23 protein-coding genes are annotated in these 24,491 nt (G+C 73.3%); 11 read left to right on the top strand and 12 right to left on the bottom strand.

The window, feature by feature from the left end; all coding sequences use genetic code 11:
* Window positions 1–109: 109 nt before the first annotated feature.
* Entirely contained in the window at window positions 110–1,609 is a 1,500-nt protein-coding gene (locus AB0N76_RS02070; protein WP_363551877.1) for a CHAP domain-containing protein, read from the bottom strand.
* Between the two features lie 376 nt (window positions 1,610–1,985).
* Complete coding sequence (locus AB0N76_RS02075) at window positions 1,986–2,429, bottom strand: VOC family protein (protein ID WP_363552227.1); 444 nt, start codon at window positions 2,427–2,429, stop codon at window positions 1,986–1,988.
* A 139-nt stretch (window positions 2,430–2,568) separates the two neighbouring features.
* Here AB0N76_RS02075 and AB0N76_RS02080 point away from each other — a divergent pair, with 139 nt between their 5' ends.
* A complete protein-coding gene (locus AB0N76_RS02080) occupies window positions 2,569–3,492 on the top strand; it encodes a DUF4231 domain-containing protein (protein WP_363551875.1) in 924 nt (307 codons plus the stop codon).
* Between the two features lie 23 nt (window positions 3,493–3,515).
* Here the strand turns inward: AB0N76_RS02080 and AB0N76_RS02085 are convergent, their stop codons facing one another.
* Complete coding sequence (locus AB0N76_RS02085; protein ID WP_363551873.1) at window positions 3,516–3,932, bottom strand: VOC family protein; 417 nt, start codon at window positions 3,930–3,932, stop codon at window positions 3,516–3,518.
* A 227-nt stretch (window positions 3,933–4,159) separates the two neighbouring features.
* Here AB0N76_RS02085 and AB0N76_RS02090 point away from each other — a divergent pair, with 227 nt between their 5' ends.
* The 3 genes from AB0N76_RS02090 to AB0N76_RS02100 all read left to right on the top strand — a co-directional run bounded on the left by AB0N76_RS02090 (window position 4,160) and on the right by AB0N76_RS02100 (window position 6,920).
* Window positions 4,160–4,741, top strand: a complete 582-nt coding sequence (locus AB0N76_RS02090) for an SUKH-4 family immunity protein (RefSeq protein ID WP_363551871.1) — start codon at window positions 4,160–4,162, stop codon at window positions 4,739–4,741.
* 42 nt (window positions 4,742–4,783) lie between these two features.
* A complete protein-coding gene (locus AB0N76_RS02095; protein ID WP_363551869.1) occupies window positions 4,784–5,218 on the top strand; it encodes a MarR family transcriptional regulator in 435 nt (144 codons plus the stop codon).
* A gap of 412 nt (window positions 5,219–5,630) precedes the next feature.
* Complete coding sequence (locus tag AB0N76_RS02100) at window positions 5,631–6,920, top strand: MFS transporter (RefSeq protein ID WP_363552225.1); 1,290 nt, start codon at window positions 5,631–5,633, stop codon at window positions 6,918–6,920.
* A gap of 60 nt (window positions 6,921–6,980) precedes the next feature.
* Here the strand turns inward: AB0N76_RS02100 and AB0N76_RS02105 are convergent, their stop codons facing one another.
* Window positions 6,981–7,499, bottom strand: coding sequence for a GNAT family N-acetyltransferase (locus tag AB0N76_RS02105; protein WP_363551867.1), 519 nt, complete (start codon window positions 7,497–7,499; stop codon window positions 6,981–6,983).
* Window positions 7,500–7,545: 46 nt separating this feature from the next.
* On the opposite strand from AB0N76_RS02105, the gene thpR reads away from it, so the two are divergent.
* Window positions 7,546–8,136, top strand: coding sequence for an RNA 2',3'-cyclic phosphodiesterase (gene thpR / locus AB0N76_RS02110; protein WP_363551865.1), 591 nt, complete (start codon window positions 7,546–7,548; stop codon window positions 8,134–8,136).
* Between the two features lie 25 nt (window positions 8,137–8,161).
* Here the strand turns inward: thpR and AB0N76_RS02115 are convergent, their stop codons facing one another.
* The gene (locus AB0N76_RS02115; RefSeq protein WP_363551863.1) at window positions 8,162–8,785 is read right to left on the bottom strand and encodes a TetR/AcrR family transcriptional regulator; all 624 of its coding nucleotides are present in this window, start codon (window positions 8,783–8,785) and stop codon (window positions 8,162–8,164) included.
* 84 nt (window positions 8,786–8,869) lie between these two features.
* Between AB0N76_RS02115 and AB0N76_RS02120 the strand changes: the two genes are divergently transcribed.
* The gene (locus tag AB0N76_RS02120) at window positions 8,870–9,637 is read left to right on the top strand and encodes an SDR family oxidoreductase (protein ID WP_363551861.1); all 768 of its coding nucleotides are present in this window, start codon (window positions 8,870–8,872) and stop codon (window positions 9,635–9,637) included.
* Window positions 9,638–9,819: 182 nt separating this feature from the next.
* Here the strand turns inward: AB0N76_RS02120 and serC are convergent, their stop codons facing one another.
* Together serC and AB0N76_RS02130 are read right to left on the bottom strand one after the other, a co-directional pair.
* Complete coding sequence (serC, locus tag AB0N76_RS02125) at window positions 9,820–10,938, bottom strand: phosphoserine transaminase (protein ID WP_363551859.1); 1,119 nt, start codon at window positions 10,936–10,938, stop codon at window positions 9,820–9,822.
* A gap of 202 nt (window positions 10,939–11,140) precedes the next feature.
* Complete coding sequence (locus AB0N76_RS02130) at window positions 11,141–12,241, bottom strand: citrate synthase 2 (protein ID WP_363551857.1); 1,101 nt, start codon at window positions 12,239–12,241, stop codon at window positions 11,141–11,143.
* Window positions 12,242–12,657: 416 nt separating this feature from the next.
* Here AB0N76_RS02130 and pdxH point away from each other — a divergent pair, with 416 nt between their 5' ends.
* From pdxH to AB0N76_RS02155, 5 genes are all read left to right on the top strand, one after another.
* Complete coding sequence (gene pdxH, locus AB0N76_RS02135; protein WP_363552223.1) at window positions 12,658–13,290, top strand: pyridoxamine 5'-phosphate oxidase; 633 nt, start codon at window positions 12,658–12,660, stop codon at window positions 13,288–13,290.
* Between the two features lie 251 nt (window positions 13,291–13,541).
* Window positions 13,542–15,074 carry a TIR-like protein FxsC gene (locus tag AB0N76_RS02140; RefSeq protein WP_363551855.1) on the top strand — a complete coding sequence of 511 codons (1,533 nt, stop codon included), beginning with the start codon at window positions 13,542–13,544 and terminating at the stop codon, window positions 15,072–15,074.
* The gene (gene fxsT / locus AB0N76_RS02145) at window positions 15,071–19,201 is read left to right on the top strand and encodes an FxSxx-COOH system tetratricopeptide repeat protein (protein ID WP_363551853.1); all 4,131 of its coding nucleotides are present in this window, start codon (window positions 15,071–15,073) and stop codon (window positions 19,199–19,201) included. The genes AB0N76_RS02140 and fxsT overlap by 4 nt, the downstream gene beginning before the upstream one ends.
* 87 nt (window positions 19,202–19,288) lie before the next feature.
* Window positions 19,289–19,468 carry a hypothetical protein gene (locus AB0N76_RS02150; protein WP_363551851.1) on the top strand — a complete coding sequence of 60 codons (180 nt, stop codon included), beginning with the start codon at window positions 19,289–19,291 and terminating at the stop codon, window positions 19,466–19,468.
* Window positions 19,469–19,472: 4 nt separating this feature from the next.
* A complete protein-coding gene (locus AB0N76_RS02155; protein WP_363551849.1) occupies window positions 19,473–21,755 on the top strand; it encodes an FxsB family cyclophane-forming radical SAM/SPASM peptide maturase in 2,283 nt (760 codons plus the stop codon).
* Window positions 21,756–21,776: 21 nt separating this feature from the next.
* Here AB0N76_RS02155 and AB0N76_RS02160 read toward each other — a convergent pair whose 3' ends face one another.
* From AB0N76_RS02160 to AB0N76_RS02180, 5 genes are all read right to left on the bottom strand, one after another.
* Window positions 21,777–22,622 carry a GNAT family N-acetyltransferase gene (locus AB0N76_RS02160; RefSeq protein ID WP_363551847.1) on the bottom strand — a complete coding sequence of 282 codons (846 nt, stop codon included), beginning with the start codon at window positions 22,620–22,622 and terminating at the stop codon, window positions 21,777–21,779.
* A gap of 83 nt (window positions 22,623–22,705) precedes the next feature.
* Window positions 22,706–22,900 carry a DUF397 domain-containing protein gene (locus tag AB0N76_RS02165; RefSeq protein ID WP_363551845.1) on the bottom strand — a complete coding sequence of 65 codons (195 nt, stop codon included), beginning with the start codon at window positions 22,898–22,900 and terminating at the stop codon, window positions 22,706–22,708.
* 88 nt (window positions 22,901–22,988) lie between these two features.
* Window positions 22,989–23,186, bottom strand: a complete 198-nt coding sequence (locus tag AB0N76_RS02170; RefSeq protein ID WP_363551843.1) for a DUF397 domain-containing protein — start codon at window positions 23,184–23,186, stop codon at window positions 22,989–22,991.
* 82 nt (window positions 23,187–23,268) lie between these two features.
* A complete protein-coding gene (locus tag AB0N76_RS02175; RefSeq protein WP_363551841.1) occupies window positions 23,269–23,463 on the bottom strand; it encodes a DUF397 domain-containing protein in 195 nt (64 codons plus the stop codon).
* A gap of 2 nt (window positions 23,464–23,465) precedes the next feature.
* Entirely contained in the window at window positions 23,466–24,335 is an 870-nt protein-coding gene (locus tag AB0N76_RS02180; protein ID WP_363551839.1) for a helix-turn-helix transcriptional regulator, read from the bottom strand.
* Window positions 24,336–24,491 lie beyond the last annotated feature (156 nt).

Raw genomic sequence — 24,491 nt, forward strand, 5'->3', positions numbered from 1 at the left:
CGGTGCCGGGCCGCTCGGCCGCGGCCCGGGCACGGAACGAGGGCGCGAACCGGTGGTCGGTTCGCGCCCTCGTCGTTCAGTCACGGGCCGCAGTCGGCGCCCGGAATCGTCAGGCCGTCACGCTCGCGGTGATGCCCTTGACGCCGACGGCGCCGCCGGGCACCTCGATCCAGCTGCCCCACGTGCCGGCGGTCCGGTCGGCGTCGCGGGTGTAGACGCGGCCGTCCGCGGCGACCGCGTAGACGTGGGTGGTGTTGCCGGTGGTGGCGCTGGTGAGGGCGATCAGGTTGGTGCTGTCCATCTTGGTCCAGCTGCTCCAGGAGCCGGCCTTGTAGTCGGCGTCGATGTTGTACATCGCCCCGTCGGCGCCGATGATCTGGATGTGCGAGTTGTTGTCCGTCACACTCGCGGTGATGCCCTTGACGCCGACGGCGCCGCCGGGCACCTCGATCCAGTCGCTCCACGTGCCGGCGGCCCGGTCCGCGTCACGGGAGTAGACGTGGCCGTCCGCGGCGACCGCGTAGACGTGGTCGGTGTTGCCGGTGGTGGTGCTCGCGAGCGCGGTCAGGTTGGAGCTGTCCATCTTGGTCCAGGTGCTCCACTTACCGGCGCCGTAGTCGGCGTCGATGGTGTACATCGCTCCGTCGGCGCCGATGATCTGGATGTGCGCGCTGTTGCCGCCGGCGGTGGCGCTGATCGCCTTGACGCCCACGGCGCCGCCCGGCACCTCGATCCAGTCGCCCCACGTGCCGGCGATGCGGTCGCCGTCACGGGTGTAGACGCGGCCGTCCGCGACGGCGTAGACGTGGGTGGTGTTGCCGGTGGTGGCGCTGGTGATCGAGGTCAGGGTGGAGTTGTCCATCTTGGTCCAGCTGCTCCACTTGCCGGCCTTGTAGTCGGCGTCGATGTTGTACATCGCGTTGTCGGCGCCGATGATCTGGATGTGCGAGTTGTTGCTCGTCGGGGTGGCAGGAGTGGTGGTGCCGCTGGGAGCGGGGGCGGGGGCCGGAACGGGGGTGTTCACCGCGACCGGGGAGATGTACCCGCTGATGGTCTGGCCCCAAGGCGCGCTGCCCACCGCGTAGTTGCTGGTGCTCTCGGTCTGGACTATGCCGTCCGCGTAGGTGCGGTGGCCCTCGTTCCCGCCGACCATGGTCACGGTGCCGTTGCCGACGGCGGTGACCAGCGCGACGTGGTCCGCCCAGTCGGCACCGGGCCGGTAGTTGAACACGACGGCGTCGCCCACCCGCGGGGTGTTGTGCAGGGTGCCGAAGGTCTTGCCGTAGTCGTAGAAGTCGCGCGCCGCACCGCTGAGGTAGCTCAGGTTGGCGGCCCCGGCGCGGGCCCAGGCCCAGCCCGCGAAGTCGGCGCACCAGGCGTGGGCCGCGTGGCCGCCCCGGCCGCAGGAGTTCGACGTCCGGTCACCGCTGGTGTAACCACCGTGCGCGCACGGGCCGTTGCCGATCTCGGCGGTGGCGGCGGCGGCGACCGACGAACCGGTGTCGGCACTGGCCGGCGTTGCGACGAGGCCGCTCAGTGCGAGGCCGGCCGTGGCGGCGGTGAGGGCGACCGAGCGGGAGATACGGGACGGCTTGGCGGTGGAAGGCATGGGACTCTCCGTGATCGGGACAGGACGTACCTGTGGCAGGGCGCGAAGGGGGTGAGGTGGCCGAACTGGACACCGGGACGGTGAGAGTCACTCGACCTGAAGGCCTGAACCCGCCTGCGACGCCCCTTCTGGCGCGTCGTCCGGCTTGTCGGCCCGGTGTCTCTCCCGCTGACAACGACAAGCTTCGTCGCAGCTCAGCAGCAGTGAAAGGGGCTGAGCCGGGACGGAAGCGGCCCTGACCGGATCCGTCCACGGCGGCCTCACGGACCTTCGGCGCGGTGCCCCCGAGGGGCGGAGGGCGGCCGGTCCCGATCAGTGCCGGCCGCATGACGAGGCCCCCCTCGCACGGTGTCGCGAGGGGGGCCGTCTCCGGTTGTCAGTGGACGCAGAACTCGTTGCCCTCCGGGTCCCGCATGACGGTCCAGGAGCCGCCGGGTTCGCTCACCTCGCGCAGGACGGTGGCGCCGAGGGTCAGGAGGCGGTCGACGGTGGCGGGGCGGGCGTCGGGGCCGGGGTGGAGGTCGAGATGGAGGCGGTTCTTGCCCTGCTTCGGCTCGGGGACCCGCTGGAAGAGGAGACGGCGGCCGAGCCCGGTGCCGGTGGCGGGGTCGTGCGGGTCCTCCGGGTGGCGGACGGCGGCGAGGGCGTGCCAGGCGGGCCGGCCGTCGACCTCGGTGAGCAGGTCGGGGGTGATCCGGCCGGCCGCGAGGAGGCCGTCGATCAGGGTGCTGTGGTCCTCGACGGTGTAGTCGAGGGCGGCGGCCCAGAAGGCGGCCTGCCGGTGCGGGTCGGCGCAGTCGATGACGAGCTTCCAGTGCATGGGCATGTAACCAGTTATATGGGTTACGAGGTCGGGCGGGCAAGGATCGTCGAGGGGGTGTGTCAAGAATCGGATCGTGTAGGGGAGTTGGCGAAGGGCATACTCCGGGGACGGGAGACGGGCGAGGGGGAAACCGCTGATGGTGCGACAGGATCCGCCGACGGGGGTCGAGGAGCAGCTGCTGCCGGAGCTGTTCCGGACGGCCGACCAGGCGTCGCTGGAGGGCCAGCGGCAGACGCTGCGCTGGTACCGGGGGCTGATCTCGATGCTGGTGGTCGCGGCGGTGGTCGGCTCGCTGCCCGGGCCGGAGCACCGCGGGGACGCCGACCTCACGCCGCTGTTCTCGGTGGTGGCGTTCCTGGTCGCCGGCTACTTCTGGTCCCGGCTGCGCCGCAGCAACCCGCAGGCGCGCTGGTACGAGGCGCGGGCGGCGGCCGAGTCGGTGAAGACGCTGGCCTGGAAGTACTCCGTGCGGGCCCGGCCGTTCGAGGGGGACGCGCGGTCGGGTGACGTCGACCGCGGCTACCTGCTGCAGGTGGAGGACGTGCTGCGGGCGTTCGAGGACCCGCGGATCGTGCCGCCGGGGACGGTCACCGAGATCACCGAGGAGATGCGCCGGGTGCGGGCGGAGTCGCTGACCGCCCGGCGGACGCTTTACCTGCGCACCCGGGTGGAGGGGCAGCGGACGTGGTACCGCTCGCGGGCCGAGTCCTGCGAGTCGCAGGCGGTGTCCTGGGGACTGGCGGTCGCGGCGCTGATCATCCTCGGCGCGGCGGCGGCGATCGCGCAGGCGACCGGGGCGCTGCCGCTGCACGTCTTCGGGGCCAGCTCGGCGGCGGCCGCGGCGGTGATCGCCTGGACGCAGCTGAAGCAGCTCCGGCCGCTGGCCGCCGCGTACCAGCTGGCGGCGCGCGAGCTGGAGAACGTCGGCAACCAGCTGTCCGACCTCGACCTGCGGGCGCCGGACGCCGAGCAGCGCTGGGCGCGGATGGCGGCCGAGGCGGAGGACGCGGTCTCGCGCGAGCACACCACCTGGCGGGCCCGCCGGGCCTTCCCCCGGTAGCGGCGGGGCGGCGGGGGAGCGGCTCAGGCCTCCAGGGGGGCTAGGCCGAACGGGTGGCCGGCCGGGTCGATCAGCACCCGGAGGGTGCGGCCGTGCTGGTAGGTGGGCTCGGTCGCGCCGAGCGCGAGCGCGCGGGCGGTGGCCTCCTCCAGGTCGTCCACGTAGAAGTCCAGGTGGAAGTGCTTGCCGCCGTCCGGCTCGGTCCACGGCTCCGGCCGGTACCCGGTGACCCGGCCGAAGCCGAGCGGGCTGCCGCCCTCCGGGTTGTCCAGGATGGCGAACCGCTCGTCCACGTGCCGGGTCTCCCACCCGAGCAGCTCGCCGTAGAAGGCGGCCAGCGCGACCGGGTCGGCGCAGTCGATGGTGACCATGGCGAGGCGGGCGAAGCCGGTGCCGTTCTGCTCGGCCTGCGCGGCCTGTGCGTCGGCGACGTCGGACATTTCTGGTCGGCCCTTCTGCTGAGGGGTGGTGCGGCGCCGGGGGTCCGCGTGGACCGGGCCCCAGAACCAGCATCGCACCGGGAGTCACGGAGGGCACGGCCAGCGCTGTCCGGGGCACGGCGCCGGTGTAAGGCCGGGTAGGGTTCCGGGCCTGTCGATGGGACTGTGCACGGGGTCTCGGCAACGGTCGAGCCGACAGCCCATCAGCCCGTCCGGGGGAGAACCGCATGCTGGTGAACATCGACTGGCGGGCCGTCGAGCGCACGGGCGAGGACCCGGGCGTGCCGAACTGGTCGATGCTGCGGCTGCGGGCGGAGGCCGCCGCGGAGCTCTGGCCGGGCGACCCGGAGGCCGCGCGGTTCGCCACCGAGGTCGGGGTGCCGTTCGCCCGCGGGCTGTTCCGCCTGCTGCCGGAGCACGCGCGGCGGCGGCCGGAGAACCCGGACCGGGCGTTCGCCCGGGAGCCGCTGACCGAGTCGCTGGTGGAGACCGCGCACGGCCGGCTGCGCCAGCTGGGCGAGCTGTTCGGCGGGTTCGTCTTCGTCAACCTGGACGACGGGACGATCTGGGTCTGCGACCCGGACTCCGAGGTCGAGTACGAGCTGATCCACGGGGACGTCTCCTCGTTCAGCTACCTCGTCTACAAGGTCGAGGTGGAGCGGCCGCTGGACGAGGAGCGCCCGACGCCGTACGACTGGGCCGACGCCGAGGAGTTCGTCCGGGAGGGGATGGCCCGCTGGGACCCGCTGCCGTTCGAGCGCGGCGCCCGGTTCTGGGAGGCGTTCCTGGACACCTGGGCCACGATGTAATCCAATTTTCTTTAGCGAGAGTAATGACGTAGGCTAAAGAACATGCCCGAGATGTCCGAGCAGGACCTCGCAGCGATCAGTCAGCTGCGGTCGTCCGCCATGCGCCTCTCCCGACGGCTCCGCCACCAGCGGGTCGAGGAGTCGCTCAGCCCTACCGAGATCGGGGTGCTGGGCACCCTCGCGCGGTGCGGGAAGGCCACGCCGGGTGAGCTCGCCCGGAAGGAGCACGTACAGCCGCCCTCGATGACCAGGATCGTCGCGATGCTGGAGGAGAAGGGCCTGGTGCGGCGCGAGCCGCACCCGGAGGACCGCCGGCAGGTGGTCGTCAGCAGTACCGAGGAGGCCGAGGCGATCCTGGCGGAGTCCCGCCGGCGCCGGAACGCCTGGCTCGCCGAGCTCGCCCAAGGGCTCGACGAGGAGGAGTGGGCGCTGCTCCGCGAGGCCGCGCCCGTGCTCTACAAGCTCGCACACCTCTAGGCAGACCTGATCCGGTAGCCGCCGGAGGACGAAGGAGAACCGCATCACCGCAGGACCGACCACCGAAACCAGGAGCGCGACGGCCGTCCCACGGGCCGCCGCGCCGCGAGGGGAGACCACCGTGACACCGCCGGCCGCAGCCAGCGCCGCCGCCATCCGTACCCGGACCGACGACCCGACGACCGACCCCGCCGCGAGCAGCACCGCGGCCGCCGACGCCCAGGCACCCGCCCCCACGGGGCTGCCCGGCAGCGGCGACGACGACCCCGACGAACGCACCGCGGCGGACGACCCCGCCGCTCCCGGCCGCAGCCACGCGGCCACATCCCCCGCCGGGGCGACCGGCCCGACCGACCGCACCCTGACCGACCGCACCGGCCCGACCGGAGCGAAGTTCACCCGGCCCGGGGGGATGTTCTCCGCACTGCGCGTTCGCAACTACCGCTACTACTTCGCCGGCCAGGTGGTGTCCAACACCGGCACCTGGATGCAGCGGATCGCCCAGGACTGGCTGGTGCTCAGCCTCACCGGCAGCCCGCTCGCGGTCGGCATCACCACCGCCATGCAGTTCCTGCCGATGCTGCTGCTCGGCCTGTTCGGCGGGGTGCTCGCCGACCGGATGCCCAAGCGCCGGCTGCTGGTCTACACCCAGGGCGCGATGGGCCTGCTCGCCGCCGGACTCGCCGTGCTGACCATCGGCGGCGTGGTGACCCCGTACTACGTGTACGCCTTCGCGCTGCTGCTCGGCCTGGTCACCGTGGTCGACAACCCGACCCGGCAGGCCTTCGTCTCCGAGATGGTCGGCCCGAAGGACCTCGCCAACGCGGTCAGCCTGAACGCCGCCAACTTCCAGACCGCCCGGCTGGTCGGCCCCGCCGTCGCGGGCCTGCTGATCGCCGCGGTCGGCAGCGGCTGGGCGTTCGCGGTGAACGCGCTCTCCTTCGCCGCCGTGATCGGCGGGCTGCTCGCCATGCGGACGAGCGAACTGCGGTCGACCGAGCCGATCGCCCGTGAGAAGGGGCAGCTGCGGGAGGGCCTGCGGTACGTGAAGGAGCGGCCCGAGCTGCTCTGGCCGATGGTGCTGGCCGGGTTCATCGGCACCTTCGGCTTCAACTTCCCGACCCTGCTGGCCGGTTTCGCCACCGACACCTTCCACGTCGGCGCCGGGCAGTACGGCCTGCTGAACACCGCGATGGCGGTCGGTTCACTGGCCGGCGCGCTGCTCGCGGCCCGCCGCGGGGTGCCCCGGCTGCGCCGACTGGTGGCCGCCGCGCTGGCGTTCGGGCTGCTGGAGGTGGTGGCCTCGGTCGCGCCCGACTACTGGACCTTCGCGATCCTGCTCACCTTCATCGGGGTGTTCGGGCTCAGCTTCAACACCTCGGTCAACTCGGCGTTGCAGCTGGGCACCGAGCCCGCGATGCGCGGCCGGGTGATGGGCCTGCTGGTGCTGGTGTTCACCGGCGGGACGCCGATCGGCGCGCCGATCGTGGGCTGGGTCACCGCCTCGTACGGGCCCCGGCTCGGGCTGCTGGCCTGCGGACTGGTCTCGGCGCTGGCGGCCGGCACGGTCGGCCTGGTGCTGGCCCGCAGTGCCGAGCTGCGGCTGCGGCTGGACCTGCACCCGGGCCGCGGCGGCCGGGTGGTGGCCCTGGTGCCGCGCCCCGGTGCCGGCGTGAAGTCCGGGCTGGCCACGGCCTGCTGACGTGAGGCCGGTTCCGGGCCGCCGATGGCGGCGGCCCGGAACCGGCGAACCGGCGAACCGTCAGAGCCGGATCTCCAGCACCTGGCCGGGCCAGACGCCGTTCGGCTGCGCGACCTCGAAGGACTCGGTCTCGGTGAAGCCGAGCGCCCGGTACTGGGCGACCAGCCGGCGGTCGGCGCCCCCGTAGCAGTCCACCCGGACCAGCGAGATGCCCCGGCGGCGGGCCTCCGCCAGGACGTCGGCGATCAGCGCGGCGCCGATCCCCGAGCCTTTCCGGGAGCGGTCGGTGACCAGGTTGCGGACGAACAGCTCGCGCTCCGCCACCGCGGGGACGTACGAGCCGGGCTCCTCGGCGACGACGCAGGCGCCGACGGTCCGGCCCTCCTCGTCCACCGCGAGCCGGAGCAGGAACGGTTCGGCGCCGTACGCGGTGACGTGCTCGATCCTGGCCGGGACGGTGCTGAAGGGCTGGTCGCCCCATTGGCCGGTGCGGCCCCGGGCGGCCAGCCAGGCCACGGCGCCGTCGAGCAGGGCGAGGAGATCGGGGATGTCCGCGGGACCCCCGGTGCGGATCTTCATGGAGATCGTTCTAGCCCAAACCGCCGTCCGGGGGAAGATGGGCCCCATGAGGCTCTTCGTGGCGGTACTGCCTCCGGTGGAGGCGTTGCAGGGGCTGGTCGACGCGGTGGCCCCGGTGCGCGGGCTGCCCGGCGCGGACCGGCTGCGCTGGACGGCGGTCGAGGGCTGGCACCTGACCCTGGCCTTCCTCGGCGAGCAGCCGGCCGAGGGGGTGCCGGAGCTGGCGGCCGGACTGGCCGCGGTGGCCGAGGTACACCCGGTGCACCGGCTGCGGCTGGCCGGTGCCGGACGCTTCGGCGACCGGGTGCTCTGGGCCGGGGTGGAGGGCGAGACCTGGGCGCTGCGCCGGCTCGCCGAGGCGGTGAACGAGGCCACCGCCGGGGCGACCGGGGAGGTGGACGCGTTCGCCTTCCACCCGCACCTGACGCTGGCCCGCGCCGGTTCGACCCGCGGCCACCGGCGGGCGGTGCAGCGGGTGGCCGCGGCGGAGCTGGACGGGCTGGCGCGGGCGCTGGACGAGTACCGGGGGCCGGAGTGGGAGGCCGCCGAGCTGCACCTGATGAAGAGCGAGCACGACGGCGGCGGCGCGCACTACGAGACGGTCCGCTCCTGGCCGCTGGCCCGCTGGGGCGAGTAGCCCGCCGGCCCGCCGGGGCGCGTGGTCAGGCGGGCCAGATCCGCATCGCGTCGGCCGCGACCTGCTCCAGTTCGGCGCGGGTGGCGCCGTCGCGGGCGCGCTGCGACATGCCCTGGAGCACGACGGCGGTGAAGTTGGCCAGGGCCGCCGGGTCCGTCCCGGGGGGCTCGTGGCCGGCCGCGACGTCGGCGCGGATCCGCGACTCCAGGGCGCGGACGTTGGCGTTGCGCAGCTCCCGGACGGCCTCGGCCACCTCGGGCGAGGTGCAGTTGACCGTCGAGCTGATCATCAGGCAGCCCCACGGGTGCTCGGGGTCGGTCGCCTCGGCGGCGGACTCGTGCAGCATCCGGGCGATGCCGGCCCGGGCGGTGGGCTCCTCGTCCATCGCCCGGGTGGAGTACGCGCCGTAGGTCTCCCGGTAGCGGGCGATCACCTCGTCGAAGAGGGCGCGCTTGTCGCCGAAGGCCGCGTACAGGCTCGGCGGGCGGATGCCCATGGCGGCGGTGAGGTCGGCGACCGAGGTGGCCTCGTACCCGCGTTCCCAGAACAGCCGGAGGGCCTGCTCCAGGGCGGCCTCGCGGTCGAAGGAGCGGGGTCTGCCGCGCTTCGCGGTGGCGGTACCGCCGGTCGTCACGCTCGTCGTCGCCATGCCGAGATTCTATATCGAGCACTACAGAAGGCGTGCTACGGTTCATTTCGTTAGCGACCGCTACAGAAATGGGAGGGCATCGTCATGAGCAGGCTCGCGGGGAAGACGGCACTGGTCACGGGCGGCAGCCGGGGCATCGGGCGGGGCATCGCCGAGCGGCTGGGGCGGGAGGGCGCACTGGTCGCCGTCCACTACGGCCGGGACGCGGCGGCGGCCGAGGAGGCGGTCAAGACGATCGAGGGGGCCGGTGGCCGGGCCTTCGCGATCGGTGCCGAGCTGGGCCTCCCGGGGGACGCCGAGGCGCTGTGGACGGCCTTCGACGCCGGACTGGCCGGGTACGACGGGGGCAGCGGGCTGGACATCCTGGTGAACAACGCCGGGATCGGCCTGGACGGGCGGATCGGCGAGGTGGCCGAGGCCGACTTCGACCGGGTCTTCGCCGTCAACGCGAAGGCGCCGTTCTTCCTGATCAAGCACGGGCTCGGCCGGCTCCGCGACGGCGGCCGGATCGTCAACGTCTCCTCGGGTGTCACCCGGGTGGCGTTCCCACCGGCGGTCTCCTACGCGATGACCAAGGGCGCGCTGAACACCCTGACCCTCACCCTCGCCCAGGAGCTGGGTCCGCGCGGGATCACCGTCAACGCGGTGTCGCCGGGCATCGTCGCCACCGAGATCAATCCCTGGCTGGAGGACCCGCGGGCGCATGCCGTGGCCGCCGCGCACTCGGTCTTCAACCGGGTGGGCGAGGCCGGCGACGTCGCCGACGTGGTCGCCTTCCTGGCCTCGGACGACGCGCGCTGGGTCACCGGGCAGAACCTGGACGCCACCGGCGGGTCCAACCTCGGCGTCTAGCCGCGGGCCGGGCGGGGGTACGCTCGTTGACCGTGGATCCCAAGACTCGAATGCGTATCGTGACCGGCGCCCTGGTGCTGCTGCTCGTCGTCGTGCTGGTCAGCTCGCTGGTCGGCAAGTAGCCGTGAACGTGCGGAGGGCCACCGCCCGCAGGCGGTGGCCCTCACGCGTCGGTCAGCCGGTCAGAGCTGCTCGACCACGTAGTCGATGCAGGCGGTGAGCGCCTCGACGTCGGCCGGGTCGACGGCCGGGAACATCGCGACGCGCAGCTGGTTGCGGCCCAGCTTGCGGTACGGCTCGGTGTCGACGATGCCGTTGGCGCGCAGCGCCTTGGCGACCGCGGCGGCGTCCACCGCGTCGTCGAAGTCGATCGTGCCGACCACCTGGGAGCGCTCGGCCGGGTTCGCCACGAACGGGTTGGCGAACGAGGACTTCTCGGCCCAGCCGTACAGCCGGGACGAGGAATCAGCCGTACGGGCGACGGCCCAGTCGAGCCCGCCGTTGCCGTTCAGCCACTCCAGCTGGTCGGCCAGCAGGAACAGGGTGGCGATCGACGGGGTGTTGTAGGTCTGGTCCTTCGACGAGTTGTCGATGGCCGTCGGCAGGTCGAAGAACGGCGGGATGTACCGGCCGGAGCCGGCGATCTCGGCGGCGCGCTCCAGCGCGGCCGGGGAGAAGGTCGCCAGCCAGAGGCCGCCCTCGGCGGCGAAGTTCTTCTGCGGGGCGAAGTAGTAGACGTCGGTCTCGGTGATGTCCACCGGCAGGCCGCCGGCGCCCGAGGTGGCGTCCACCAGGACCAGCGAGCCCTGGTCGGCGCCGACCGGGCGCTTGATCGGCATCGCGACGCCGGTCGAGGTCTCGTTGTGGGTGAGGCCGTAGACGTCCACGCCGGCCTCGGCGACCGGCAGCGGGTGGGTGCCGGGGGCGGTCTTGATCACGCTCGGCTCGGCGAGCCAGGGCGCGGCCTTGACCGAGGAGGCGAACTTGGAGGAGAACTCACCGAAGTCGAGGTGCTGGGACTTCTCCCGCACCAGGCCGAAGGCCGCGATGTCCCAGAAGGCGGTGGAGCCGCCGTTGCCGAGCACCACCTCGTACCCCTCGGGGAGGGAGAAGAGGCTGCTCACGCCCTCGCGCACGCGCTTGACCAGGTTCTTCACCGGGGCCTGGCGGTGGGAGGTGCCGAGCAGGGAGGTCTCGGTGGCGGCGAGGGCACTCAGGGCCTCGGGGCGCACCTTGGACGGGCCGCAGCCGAAACGGCCGTCTGCGGGCTTGATGTCAGCGGGGATCTGGATCTGAGCCACGGGCCGCAGCCTACCGGCCGGGGCGGCCCGGAATCGACGGGAGTCCGCCCGCTGAGATGCCCCCGTCCCACCCGCGAGCTGCGGAAACAGCGGGTCCGGTTCGGTATCCGGACCCGCTGTTCGAGCAGCTGTGCGTCAGCGCGGGACGGCCTCGGCGCGGGAGGCCGTAGCGGCGCGGGACGGCGTCAGCGCGCGATGGGCGTCAGTGCGCGATGGCGTCGTAGCCCTCGATGTCGCGCGGGCTGCGCGGGCCGGGGCCGATGTAGCGCGCGGCGGGGCGCACGAGCCGGCCGGTGCGCTTCTGCTCCAGGATGTGCGCCGACCAGCCGGCCGTCCGGGCGCAGGTGAACATCGAGGTGAACATGTGCGCCGGGACCTCGGCGAAGTCCAGCATGATGGCGGCCCAGAACTCGACGTTGGTGGCCAGCACGCGGTCGGGGCGGCGGTTGTGCAGCTCCTCCAGCGCGGCCTTCTCCAGCGCCTCGGCGACCTCGAAGCGCGGCGCGCCGAGCTCCTTGGCGGTGCGGCGCAGCACCCGGGCGCGCGGGTCCTCGGCGCGGTAGACGCGGTGGCCGAAGCCCATCAGGCGCTCGCCCTTGTCCAGCGCGTTCTTGACCCAGGCGGTGGCGTCGCCGGTGCGCTCGATCTCCTCGATCATGCCGAGCACCCGGGACGGCGCGCCGCCGTGCAGCGGGCCGGACATCGCGCCGACCGCGCCGGAGAGGGCGGCCGCGACGTCGGCGCCGGTGGAGGCGATGACCCGGGCGGTGAAGGTGGAGGCGTTCATGCCGTGCTCGGCGGCGGAGGTCCAGTAGGCGTCGATGGCCTTGACGTGCTTCGGGTCGGGCTCGCCCCGCCAGCGGATCATGAACCGCTCGACGACCGTCTCGGCCTTGTCGATCTCGCTCTGCGGGACCATCGGCAGGCCCTGGCCGCGGGCGGACTGGGCGACGTAGGAGAGCGCCATGACGGCGGCCCGGGCGAGGTCGTCGCGGGCCTGCTCGGCGTCGATGTCCAGCAGCGGCTTGAGGCCCCAGACCGGGGCGAGCATCGCGAGCGCGGACTGCACGTCGACCCGGATGTCACCGGAGTGGACCGGGATCGGGAACGGCTCGGCGGCCGGCAGGCCGGGGTTGAACTTGCCGTCGACCAGCAGGCCCCAGACGTGGCCGAAGGAGACGTTGCCGACGAGGTCGTCGATGTCGACCCCTCGGTACCGCAGGGCGCCGCCTTCACGGTCGGGTTCGGCGATCTCGCTCTCGAAAGCGACGACACCTTCGAGCCCGGGTACGAAGTCGGACATGCACGGCTCCTTCAGTTCTGCGATCGGCGGGCCGCCGTGGTGGGGAGGCACGCCAGTGACCGAATGGTGGTTGGCACTCGGTGCCAGCGTGACAGGCACGGGGTGCATTGCGCCATACACCACGGTGGTGATGTTTCCCGCGGGCCCGCTTGACTTTTTGCCCGGAACCCCGTCGGAACCGCGAAATCTCCCGGACCAAACGCGCGCCTCCGGACAAATCGCCGCACGAAGGACGGCCGGTTGGTGGCGGGACACCTTATCTCCCACCGGGGTTTGTCCGGAGGTAGCGGTGCCGGTTGCTTGTCGTACGGGATGATGTTGACGTGCAGACCCCGGACCGCGCCCAGTCGACGCCCCTGACCCCCGCCACCCGGATCCTGGCCGACGAGGCCCGCCCCGGACCGGACCTCACCATGATGCGCAAGCACTACGCGCACGAGGGCCTGGTCGAGGAGCAGCTCGTCGCCGAGCCGATCGCCCAGTTCAACCGGTGGTTCCACGAAGCGGACGAGGCCGGGGTGGTGGAGCCCAACGCGATGGTGCTCTCCACCGCCGACGCCGAGGGGCGGCCCAGCGCCCGGACCGTGCTGCTCAAGGGGATCGACGCCCGCGGCTTCGTCTTCTTCACCAACTACGGCTCCCGCAAGGGCACCGAGCTGGCCGCCAACCCGCACGCCGCGCTGCTCTTCCCGTGGATCGCGCTGGCCCGCCAGGTGATCGTCCAGGGCCCGGTGGAGAAGGTCGGCCGGGACGAGACCGCCGCCTACTTCCGCACCCGCCCGCACGGCTCCCAGCTCGGCGCCTGGGCCAGCGAGCAGTCCAGCCCGGTCGCCTCGCGGGAGGTGCTGGAGCAGCGGTACGCGGAGCTGGAGCGGCGCTACCCGGAGGGCGAGGGGGTGCCGGTGCCGCCGTTCTGGGGCGGTTACCGGGTGGTGCCGACCAGTGTGGAGTTCTGGCAGGGGCGGGAGAACCGGCTGCACGACCGGCTGCGGTATGTCGCGGACCAGGCCGCCCCGACGGGCTGGCAGGTGGAGCGGCTCTGCCCGTGAGGGCACCCGCGCGCTGCCCGTAGCGCCGCCGGATCCGGCCCGTTGCGCCGGCGGATCAGGCCCGTTGTGCCGCCGGGGCCGGGTCCGTTGCGTCACTGGGCCGGGCCCGTTGCGCCACTGGGCCGGGCCCGTTGCGTCGGCGGATCCGGCCCGTGACGACACCCGGACAACTTCCTCCGGACACCGGCTGACCGCCCGTCAGCCCGCCAGTATGGTGGGGGGCGTTCGCTGGCCTCGTAGGGGGTTCTTGGGTGCGGCCGTACTTCTTCTTCAGTTACGCGCGACGGGACCACCTGGCCGGGGGCGCGTTCGTCGACCAGTTCTTCGCCGACCTGCGGGACGAGCTGGCGCGGATCGAACCCGAGGCCGGACCGGCCGAACTGGCCTACCGGGACACCGAACGGCTGCGGGTCGGCGACGACTGGGAGCAGCAGCTCTCCCGGATGGTCGGCGCCAGCCGCACCATGGTCGCGCTCTACTCGCCCGCCTACTTCGCGAGCGCGTACTGCGGCAAGGAGTGGACCGCCTTCGACCACCGGATGCGCCGCCACCGCGAGCAGACCGGCGAGACCGTCGCGGCCCTGATCCCGGTCCTGTGGGAGCCGCCGCCCGCCGACCTGCCCGCCGAGGTGCTGCGGATCCAGTACGTCCAGCACGACTTCGGCGAGGAGTACGCCACCGGCGGGCTGCGCCACCTGCTGCGCACCGACCCGCACGGGGCGGCCTACCGCAAGGTCGTGCAGGTGGTCGCCGAGCGGGTGCGGGAGGCCGCCGGCTGGCGGGTCGTCGAACTGCGGGACCTCGACCTGGCCCGCGTCGAGGGCTGCTTCCCGGTCCCGGAGGCCGCGCCGCCCGCGACCCGCAGCAGCCTGGTCCGGCTCTTCGTCGCCGCCCGCCGGGCCGGGGACGGGATGGCGGACGGGTCGGCGGGCGGCCCGGTCGCCGGTCCGCTTCCGGGGCAGCGGCCGGTGCCGGCGGACGGCGGCGGGGACGGGGCGGCGGACGGGCGGTACCACGGCGGCTGGTACGGGCCGCACCCCCGGGACTGGGCGCCCTTCCACCCGCCCCGGCTGCCCTCGCTCGCCGTCCAGGCCCAGCAGGTGATCACCCGGGCCGGGCACAGCACCAGCCTGGAGACGGTCGGCCCCGACCTCGGCCGCGCGCTCGACACGGCCCGCGAGAACAACGAGGTCAGCGTCCTCCTGGTGGACCCGTGGGCGGCCGGGACGGAGCAGTTCCGGCGGCCGCTGCGCGACTTCGACCAGCAGAACCACCCGGTCACCGCCGTCCTGCTGCCCGACAGCACCGACGATCCGCCCGCCGGTCCGGCGCGCGCCCGGCTCTGGGAGGGGGTGCGCGCGGTGTTCGCGCGCACCTGGCTGCACCGGTCCGGGCCCGAGCCGCTCTTTCGCATCCACGTCGGCCGGGAACGCTTCGAGCGGGAGCTCCTCTCGGCCGTGACCGTCGCCCAGAACCGGCTGCTCGACCAGACCGACGAGGACCCGGCCGCGACCCGGGCTGAGTTCGGCCTCGACCTGGAGCCCCGGCCGATCTTCGGGCTGGCCGTCCCGGCCCGGTCGCCGGCCCCGCACGGGGAGCCCGGCCCGAACGGGACGGCCGGGACGGCCGGTGCTGCCGGGCCCGCCGGTGCCGCCGGGTCCGCCGGTGCCGCCGGTGCCGCCGCGCGGCCCGGACCGCCCGTGCCGCGCGCCGAGACCGTGCCCCGCGCGGAGACCGTGCCCCTGCCCGCCCACGCGCCCAGCGAAGGAGAGACGGACCGATGAGCGCCGAGCACGCCGCCCTCGCGGACCACGGGTCCGCCGCCCTGGCGACCCCCGCCACCGGCACGGTCGTCACCTTCTACTCCTTCAAGGGCGGCACCGGCCGCACCATGGCGCTGGCCAACCTGGGCTGGATCCTGGCCAGCCAGGGTCTGCGCGTCCTGGTGGTGGACTGGGACCTGGAGGCCCCCGGCCTGCACCGCTACTACCACCCGCTGCTCGTCGACCCCGAACTGCACGCCACCGACGGGCTGATCGACATGCTCCGGGCCTACGTCGACGAGGCGCTGCCCGGTCCGGGCCGCGACCCCGGCCCGGACCCCCGGGAGTGGCTCGCCGAACCCGGCCGGCTGGAGCGCTACCTGTGCGGCCTGGCCCTCGACCTGCCGGACGGCGGCCGGCTCGACCTGATGCCGGCCGGCCGGCAGAACGCCGCCTACTCGGCCGCCGTCACCAGCTTCAACTGGCGCAGCTTCTACACCCGCGCCGACATCCGGGGCGCGGAGTTCCTGTACGCGCTGCGCGAGCAGTGGACCACCGCGTACGACTACGTGCTGATCGACAGCCGGACCGGGGTCAGCGACACCTCCGGCATCTGCACCGTGCTGATGCCCGACACCGTGGTGGACTGCTTCACCCTCGGCGCCCAGAGCATCCGCGGCGGCGTCGACGCGGCCCGTGCCATCGTCGACGCCGACGAGCGGGACATCCGGGTGCTGCCCGTCCCGATGCGGGTCGAGGACGCCGAACGGGCCGGGCTGGCGGCCGGCCGCGACCTCGCCCACGACGCCTTCGACCCCTACCTGGACCGCTGGCTCAGCCCCGAGCGGCGGGCGGACTACTGGCGCGACGTCGAGGTGCCGTACAAGCCGTTCTACGCCTACGAGGAGGTCCCGGCCACCGTCGTCGACCGGCCGCAGCAGGGCCGCAGCCTGCTCGCCGCGTTCGAACGGCTGGCCGACTGGCTCACCGGCGGCCGGGTCCGCGCCCTGCGGCCCGTCCCCGACCTGGCCCGCCGCCGGCTGTACGCGGCCTACCTGCGCACCGGCCGCACCCGCTCCCGCCAGGTCCACATCAGCTACGCGCCCAAGAACCGGATCTGGGCCGAGTGGATCGCCGCCACCCTTCAGGGCTTCGGCTACCTGGTCACCCTGCACAGCGCCGCCGTCCCGCTCGAACCCGGTCCGCCGCAGGCCGCCGCGGTGCCGGAGGCCGCCGGGCCGCTGGACGGCGACGGCCGGCTGCTCGCCCTGCTCAGCCCCGAGTACGCCGTCCTGCCGCGCGGGCGGGAGATCTGGCGCCGGTTCACCACCCAGGACCCGGCGGGCGACTCCGGCGGCCTGCTCGCCGTCCGGCTCCGCGACCGGCCGGCCGACGGGCCGGGCGGCGACCACCCCGGCGAGCGGGCGGGGGAGCGGGCCGAGGCGGAGTCGCCGCAGTTCGCCGGGCACCGGGCGCTCGACCTTGCCACCGGGTCCGCCGAGCAGGCGGAGGCCCAGCTGTTCGAACTGATCGGCCCGCCGCCCGGCGCCGGGCGCTGGATGGAGACCGGAGACGCCACCCCCGCCCCGCCGGCCCGCTTCCCGGTCGCCCGCCCGTCCGTCCAGGACGTGCCGCCGCAGCTGCCCACCTTCACCGGCCGGATGCGGCTGCTGGAGGCGGTCCGCGACGGTTTCACCCTCGGGACCGGCGCCGGTGGCGAGACCGCGCCCGTCCAGGTGCTCTACGGCATCGGCGGGGTCGGCAAGTCGCAGGCCGCGATCGAGTACGCGCACCGCTTCGCCGCTGGCTACGACGTGCTCTGGTGGGTGCCCTCCCAGCAGCCCGCGGTGATCCCGCAGAAACTCGCCGAACTCGCCCCCAAGCTCGGCCTGGAGAGCGAAGGCGACGTCACCCGGACCGCCCGCGCCGTCCTCGACGCGCTCGCCAGCGGCCGGCCCTACCGCCGCTGGCTGCTGCTCTTCGACAACGCCGAGGACCCGGAGCTGCTCGACCCCTGGATCCCGGCCGCCGGGCCCGACGGCCACGTCCTGGTCACCTCGCGCGACCGGCGCTGGGCGCGCCGGCCCGGCCGCACCGAGGTCGAGGTGTTCGACCGCGCGGAGAGCGTCGAACTGGTCCGGCACTTCAACACCGGGGTCGCCCGCGCCGACGCCGAACGGATCGCCGAACTCCTCGGCGACCTGCCGCTCGCCGTCGGCCAGGCCGCCGCCTGGCTGCAGGAGACGCCGATGCCGGCCGGCACCTACGCCGACCTGCTCGACGAGACCCTCACCGAGATCCTCGACCGCACCGTGCGGGCCGGCGTCGGCCCGGCGGCGGAGGAGGGCGGCGGCGGCGCCAGCGTCACGGCCGCCACCTGGCGGATCGTCGGCTCCGACCTGCGCCGGATCAACGCCCCGGCCGCCCGCCTGCTGGAGGTCTGCGGCTTCCTCGGCCCGGAGGCCATCCCGATCTCGCTGCTGTACAGCCCGCCGGTGATCGAGGCGATCGGGCTCCCCCCGGGCACCTCCGACCAGCGGCTCGCGGTCGGCGAGATCCTGCGGACCGTCAACCAGTTCAACCTCGCCCGCTACGACCAGGCGGCCGGGACCCTCGTCGTGCACCGGATCGTCCAGGCGCTGCTGCGCGAACAGGTCACCGAGGCCGACCGCGACCGGCTCCGCGCCGCCGCCCACCGGGCGCTCGCGCTCGCCGACCCCGGTGAGCCCGAGGCCCCGGCCAACTGGCCCCGGTACGCCGAACTCCTGCCCCACCTGCGGCCGTCCGGCGCGCCCGAATCCACCGATCCGGCGGTCCGTCAGTGGATCGTCAACTCGGTCCGCTACCTGTGGCAGCGCAGCCTGCACGAAGCCGGGCGGGAGCTGGCCGAGCACGTGCTCGACCGGTGGCGGGCGGCCGGGCCGCTGGACACCGAACGCGACGTCAAGGTTCAGCTGCTGCGCGTCCAGCTCGCCAACATCCAGCGGGCGCAGGGACTGGCCGGGAAGGCGTACGAGACCGACCGGGACGCCCTGGAACGGCTGACCGCCCTCCTTGGGCGTGAGCACCGGGACACCGTCCAGGCCGCCACCAGCCTCGGCGGGGACCTGCGGCACCTTGGCCGCTACCAGGAGGCCCGCGAGCTGGACGAGGAGACCCTGGCCGTCGCCCGCCGGGTGCTCGGGCCAGACGACCAGCGCACCCTGATGATCGAGAACAACCTGGCCGCCTCCGTCCTGTTGGTCGGCGACTTCGCCGGGGCGGTGGCCGGGCAGCAGGTTGCCTATGCGCGGAAGCTGGAGGTGCTGGGCAAGCGGAACCCGTACACGATCCTCGGAGCCATGGCCTACGGGCACGCGCTGTACGAGGTCGGACGGCCCGTCGAGGCGCTGAGCCGACTGGACAAGGCCGTCCGGCGCAGCCGGGAGGTGCTCGGCGAGGACCACGACAACACCCTGCGCAGCCGGCGCTACCGGGGCGCCGTGCTGCGTCGGCTGGGCCGGGCTCCGGAGGCACTGGCCGAGGCCGAGGACGTCCACCGGCGGCTGCTCGACCGCTATGGCGCGGACCACCCCGGCACCGCGGCCGCCGCCGACAGCCTGGCCGCCGCGCTCGGCGCGCTCGGGGAGGTCGAACGGTCCGTCGAACTAGCAGAGGAGTCGTACCGCTACCACCGCGACCACCTCGGCGCCGGTCACCCCACCGAACTCCTGGCGGTCGGCAACCTCGCCGTGGCGCTCCGCAGGGCCGGCCACGCCGAGGAAGCCCGGGCGCTCTCCGGCGAGGCGCTGGACGGCCTGCGCGCCGTCCTCGGCGACCGCCACCCGTACGTCGCGGCCGCCCGGCTCAACCGGGCCGTCGACCTGGCCGGCGCGGGAGAGCACGGAGCCGCGCTGGCCCTCTCCGAGGCCGCCGCGGCCCTGCTGGTCGAGCGGCTCGGCCCGGACCACCCGGACGCCCTGGCGGCCGCTGCCAACACCGCCCTGACGCTCGCCGTCCTCGGCGAGCCCGGTCGGGCGGCGCAGCTGTACGAACGGACCCTGGCCCGGGCGCTGGCGGTGCCGTACCTGGGCGCCGGGCACCCGCTCACCCAAGCGATCCGGACAAAGCGCCGGCTGACGGTCGAGATCGAGCTGCCACCGGTGTGATGCCCGCCCCCGGCGGACATGCTGTGCGGTGGGTTCCGGGCCTCCGCCCGGAATCCACTCCAGCCTTTCGGAGAAGGGGAGTCGAGCATGGAAGCCACTGGTGGCAGCGGCATCATGGTGGACCCGGAGGTGGCGGCGGAAACCGCCCGGCGACCGGCGCTGGACGAGCTGGCGGAGCTCGGCGCGGGGGAGCTGACCCGGCTGCTGGAGCAGGCGCTGCCCGGCGTCGGAGCGCGGGCCGTGTCGCCGTTCAACTCCTCGGTCTGAACGGGTGCCCCCGGCGCGGCCGTTCACCCAGGTCGTCCTGAAGGTCCACAGTCGGTGCGACCTGGCCTGCGACCACTGCTACGTCTACGAGCACGCCGACACCGGCTGGCGGTCCCGGCCGCGGGTCGTCGCGGACGCCGTGCTGGTCCGGGCCGCCGAGCGGATCGGCGAGCACGCCGCCGCGCACGGGCTGACCGGCGTCGGGGTCGTGCTGCACGGCGGCGAGCCATTGCTGGCCGGCCCGGAGGTGTTCCGGCGGGCGGCTGGGCTGCTGCGGGCCGCGCTGCCCGCCGTGTGCGAGCTCGACCTGCGCGTTCACACCAACGGGGTGCGGCTGGACCCGGCCTGGTGCGCGCTCTTCGACGAGCTCGGCATCCGAGTCGGCGTCTCGCTGGACGGCGACCGGGCCGCCAACGACCGCCACCGCCGGTTCGCCGACGGGCGCACCAGCCACCCGCAGGTGCTGCGCGCCGTCGGGCTGCTGCGCGAGCCGCGGTTCCGGCACCTGTACGCGGGGCTGCTCTGCACCGTCGACGTCGAGAACGACCCCGCCGCCGTGTATCGGGCGCTCGCCGAACTGGCGCCCCCTGCCGTGGACTTCCTGTTGCCGCACGCCACCTGGGAGCAGCCACCGGCGCGCCCCGCCGGGCTCGGCGCGAGGCCGTACGCGGACTGGCTGCTGGCCGTGCACACGCTCTGGGAGGCGGACGGTCGGCCGTTCGCCGTCCGCACCTTCGACTCGGTGCACCGCACGCTGTCGGGGCTGTCCAGCCTGACCGAGGCGCTCGGCCTGGAGCCGGTCGACCTGGTGGTGCTGGAGACGGACGGGGCGTACGAGCAGGCCGACAGCCTGAAGACGGCCTACGACGGCGCGCCCGCCACCGGGATGGACGTCTTCCGGCACAGCCTCGACGAGGTCGCCCGGCACCCGGGGATGGCCGCCCGGCGAGCGGGCCTGGACGGGTTGAACGCCACCTGCCAGGCTTGCCCGGTGGTCCGCTCCTGCGGCGGCGGCCTGTACGCCCACCGCTACCGGGACGGGTCCTTCGACCACCCCTCGGTGTACTGCGCGGACCTGCTCGCGTTGGTCGAGGGCCTGGCCGCCCGCAGCGGCCGTGTCGCCGTCGTCCCATCTCCCGCTCCGCCGATCGCCGCGCTCGGCCTCACCGATGCCCAACTCGACGAACTCGCCCTGGGATTCGGTGGACCATCCACCATTCAGGCGCTCGCCGACTCCCAACTCTCCATCACCCGGGCGATGCTGGCCGCCGTCCACGACTCCTCCGGTGCGGCCGGCTCGGCCGCCTGGGAGCTGCTCACCGAGCTCGACGCCACCGAACCGGCCATCGTGGACGCGGTGGTGGCCCACCCGTACGTCCGCGCCTGGGCCGCCCGACGGCTGAGCGGCGACCCGGGCGCCGGCCTCGGCCCACTGGCCGGGCTGGCCGCCGCCGCGGCCATCCGGGCCGGGCGCGGGGAGACGGTGGCCGTGCCGGTCCGGGAGGGGTTCCTGCACCTGCCGACGCTCGGACGGCTGGCGGTCGGCGGCGGCGTCCGGGAGGCCCGGGTCACTGTCGGCGCGCTCGCCTCGGACAACCCTTGCTGGCAGCCAGTCCGCCGGGTCCGCCTGTCCGGCGGCCGTGCGCTCGCCCTGGAGGACACGGACCCACAGCGCGCCGTCCACCAGTGGCCGGTGGCGGACCGGTTGGACGATGACGAGTACGCGGGCTGGGCCCGGGATTTGCGGGCGGCCGCCGACCTGCTCGACCGCGACCTCCCCGAGTACGCGGCCGGCCTTTGGGCCGGGTTGACCACCGTCACCCCGCTGCGGCCGGGGGCGGATGGGACGGACGTCAGCTCGGCGGCCCGGCAGGCCTTCGGCGCGGTCGCGATCGCCCGCCCGCGAGAGGTGCCGAAGCTGGCGGAGTTGCTGGTGCACGAGTTCCAGCACGTGAAGCTGGGCGCGGTCCTGGACTGGGTGGAGCTCTACGACCGGAGCGATACGCGACTTTTCGAGGCCTTCGGCCTGTCGCCGCGCCCGATCGGCTCCCTGTTCCAGGCCGTGTACGCCCACCTGGCGGTAACCGCCTTCTGGGGCACACAGGTTGAAGCGGGCCTGGAGTCGGCCCGCCCTCGCTTCACCCACTGGCGCACCCTGACCGACCAAGCCGTCGATCTGCTCGCCGACAGCGACGCACTCACCCCCCTGGGCCACCGATTCGCGCTTGGGGCAAGGCAGTCCGTCGACGTGTGGTTGCTCGCCTCCCGTCACCACCCTGCGCGATGAAGGCGCTTGGCTGAGATGGAGTCAGGCCGTCGTCGTGCAGACGAAACCGAGGTCGGCCAAGCCCTCGGCCTGGCACAGTCGGTCGGAGGCACCGCCGGCGGTGGTCTGGAGCAACTGGTAGTCGGCGCCGTGGGTGCCGCCCCAGTGCATGGCGGCGCGCCACAGCTGCCTGCCGAGGCCCAAGCCCCGGTACTCGGGCAGCACGCCGAAGTACTGCGGCAGCAGCCGGGCCTTGCCGACCGGGTCGGGCAGGGTTTCCATCGGCCCGATGGCGCCCACCACCCGGTCGTCGCGGACGGCGGTCAGCACGAGGCCGACGCTGTCGATCCGGGAGTACAGGAAGGCGAAGCCCTCGTCGGCCAGCTTCTCGGCGAAGGCCCCGAACGTGGCGCGAACGGGGCCGGGTAGCGCGTCCAGGTGCTCGATCCCGTCGACGGCCGGGGCGGGGTGGTCGAAGGTGCGGAGCTGGACGCGGGTGGACGCGGCCACCGGGTCGGGCTGGGCCTGGAACCACACAAGGCGGGCGGCGGCGGCATCGTGGAGGGCGGCGAGTTTGGCGGCCGTCTCCCGTGCCTCTGCGCGGTGCTCGGAGCCACCGTAGAGGTGGACGTGAAGAACGCCGCGGCCGGTGAGAGTGGGGAGCAGGGTCCGAAGCCGGTCTTGGCGGACGTCACCGACGAGGAGGCGCTCGTCCTTCCGGTCGGACCAGCGGCGGTCCTTGTCATGGGGGAGGAATTCGCCGGTGGCAGCGACCCGGGCGATGGCGTCAAGCAGGCCGGCGCTGACGGCGTCGGGGTGCAGGGGCCCGAGGGTGGGCAGGTACGGCACGGACATCACGGGGCGCAGCAGGTCCCAGGACAGCTCCACGCTCGCACCCTACTCGGGCCCCGGGCAGGGCCCAGGCCCCGGCGCGAAGCTGCCGGGGCCTGAACGGAATCGACCGGGTCTGGTCAGCGGGTGGGGTGATCGAACTCTCCGGCCTTGGCGGCTTGGAACCAGGCGGTGAGCTCGGCCCTGGTGGTGGTGATGACGGCGGCGGGGTCGTCGCTCTCGCGGATGTGGACGAGTTCGCCGGCGGACGCGATCTCGACGCATTCGGCTGCGTCTCCGCTGTAGGTCGATTTCTGCCAGCCGAGTCTCTCCACGGTCAGTTCTCCAGCGCTGGAAGCAGGCGAGGCCAAGGTGTTCCGGGCTGCTCCCGCGCCGCGCGGGAGCAGCCCGGCAGTTGGGCGGTCAGTGGGTGAGGTGGTTGAATCGGCCGGCCTTGGCGGCTTGGATCCAGGCGGCGAGCTTGGCCTTGGTGGTGGTGATGACGGCGGCGGGGGCGTCGGACTCGCGGATGTGGACGAGTTCTCCGTCGGATGCGATCTCGACGCAGTCGGTGTCCTCCCCACTGAAGGTTGACTTCTGCCAGTTGAGGCTTTGGGACATGACGTCTCTCCTCAAGTTGAACTTGTGGCGGACGTGCTGGGCTGCTCCCGCGTGGGCGCGGGAGCAGCCTGGACCGGGGTGGTTAGAGGGTGAGGTGGTCGAATTCGCCGGCCTTGGCGCCCTGGATCCAGGCGGCGAGCTTGGCCTTGGTGGTGGTGATGACGGCGGCGGGGGCGTCGGACTCCCGGATGCGGACGAGTTCTCCGTCGGAGGCGAGCTCGACGCAGTCTATGTTTTCCCCGCTGTAGCTCGACTTCTGCCAGTTCAGCTGCTTCACGGTTACCTCCCCAGGAGTTTGTAACGGACGTGCTGGATCATGCCCCACGAGTCGCGCAAGGAGGGCGACGGCCCGGGCGCGCCAGGGTCCAGGGGTGGGAGAGCCATGCCCTTGATTCGGTCGAACTTTCGTCGGAACGCGGCCACCCCCTCAGGGTCTCCCAGGTAGGTCGAGCCGTGTGGATTTTCCAGCACAACGGTATCCAAGCGGGAGTGCGGTCCGTGTACCAGCATGAACGGGGTGTCCGTCGATGCATAGACCGTGCAGTCGAACGGGAGGATCTGGATCGTCACGCGAGGTAGGCGTGCCATGTCGATCAGGTGGTTCAGCTGGTCGCGCATGACAGCCGGTCCGCCGTACATCATGTGCAGGGCCGCCTCGTGGATCACTGCGTGGAAGGGCGGGGCGTTCTCCGCAATTATCACCTGCTGCCGTCGGACCCTGAACTCAACCTTCTTGTCGGCGAATTCGTGGATCACCTCGCTGTACGCCCTGGTCTGGAGGAGGCCGGGGATCAGGTGCGTCTGGTAGTTGCTGAACGCGGTGCCAGCGGCCTCGAACTCGGCCAGATCGAGAGCTCCTGGCACAACATGGGACCGATACTCGGTCCACCAGCCTTTGCCATTGCTCTGGCACATGGTGACCATGCTGGCCCGGAAGTTGGGGTCACTGACGCCACAGGCGTCGAGCCAGAGGTTGAGCCGCTCAAGGTTGAGGCCGAGCCTGCCGGCCTCGGTGTGGCTGACGGCGGGGCCCTTCATGCCGAGCACGTCGCCGATCTCGGCGGCGGACAGGCCTGCGGCATTGCGCAATCTTCTGAGCTCATCGCCGAATCGGCGCTGACGTTCGCTGATGTCGGTCCTGAACCCCACGGACGTGCCTTTCTGCGCGGACGAGCGACCTCGAAGCCGAAGCCTACCGACAGTGTAGGCGTGCACACAGAGGGTGTTGCATGGTTGAGGGATTCTCGCCTACAGTTGCTATGAACCCGCCGGACGGTTTGTCAGTAATGACTGTCTTCACGGCAG

The organism is Kitasatospora sp. NPDC093806 (assembly GCF_040683335.1).
In the GTDB taxonomy this organism is placed as follows: domain Bacteria; phylum Actinomycetota; class Actinomycetes; order Streptomycetales; family Streptomycetaceae; genus Kitasatospora.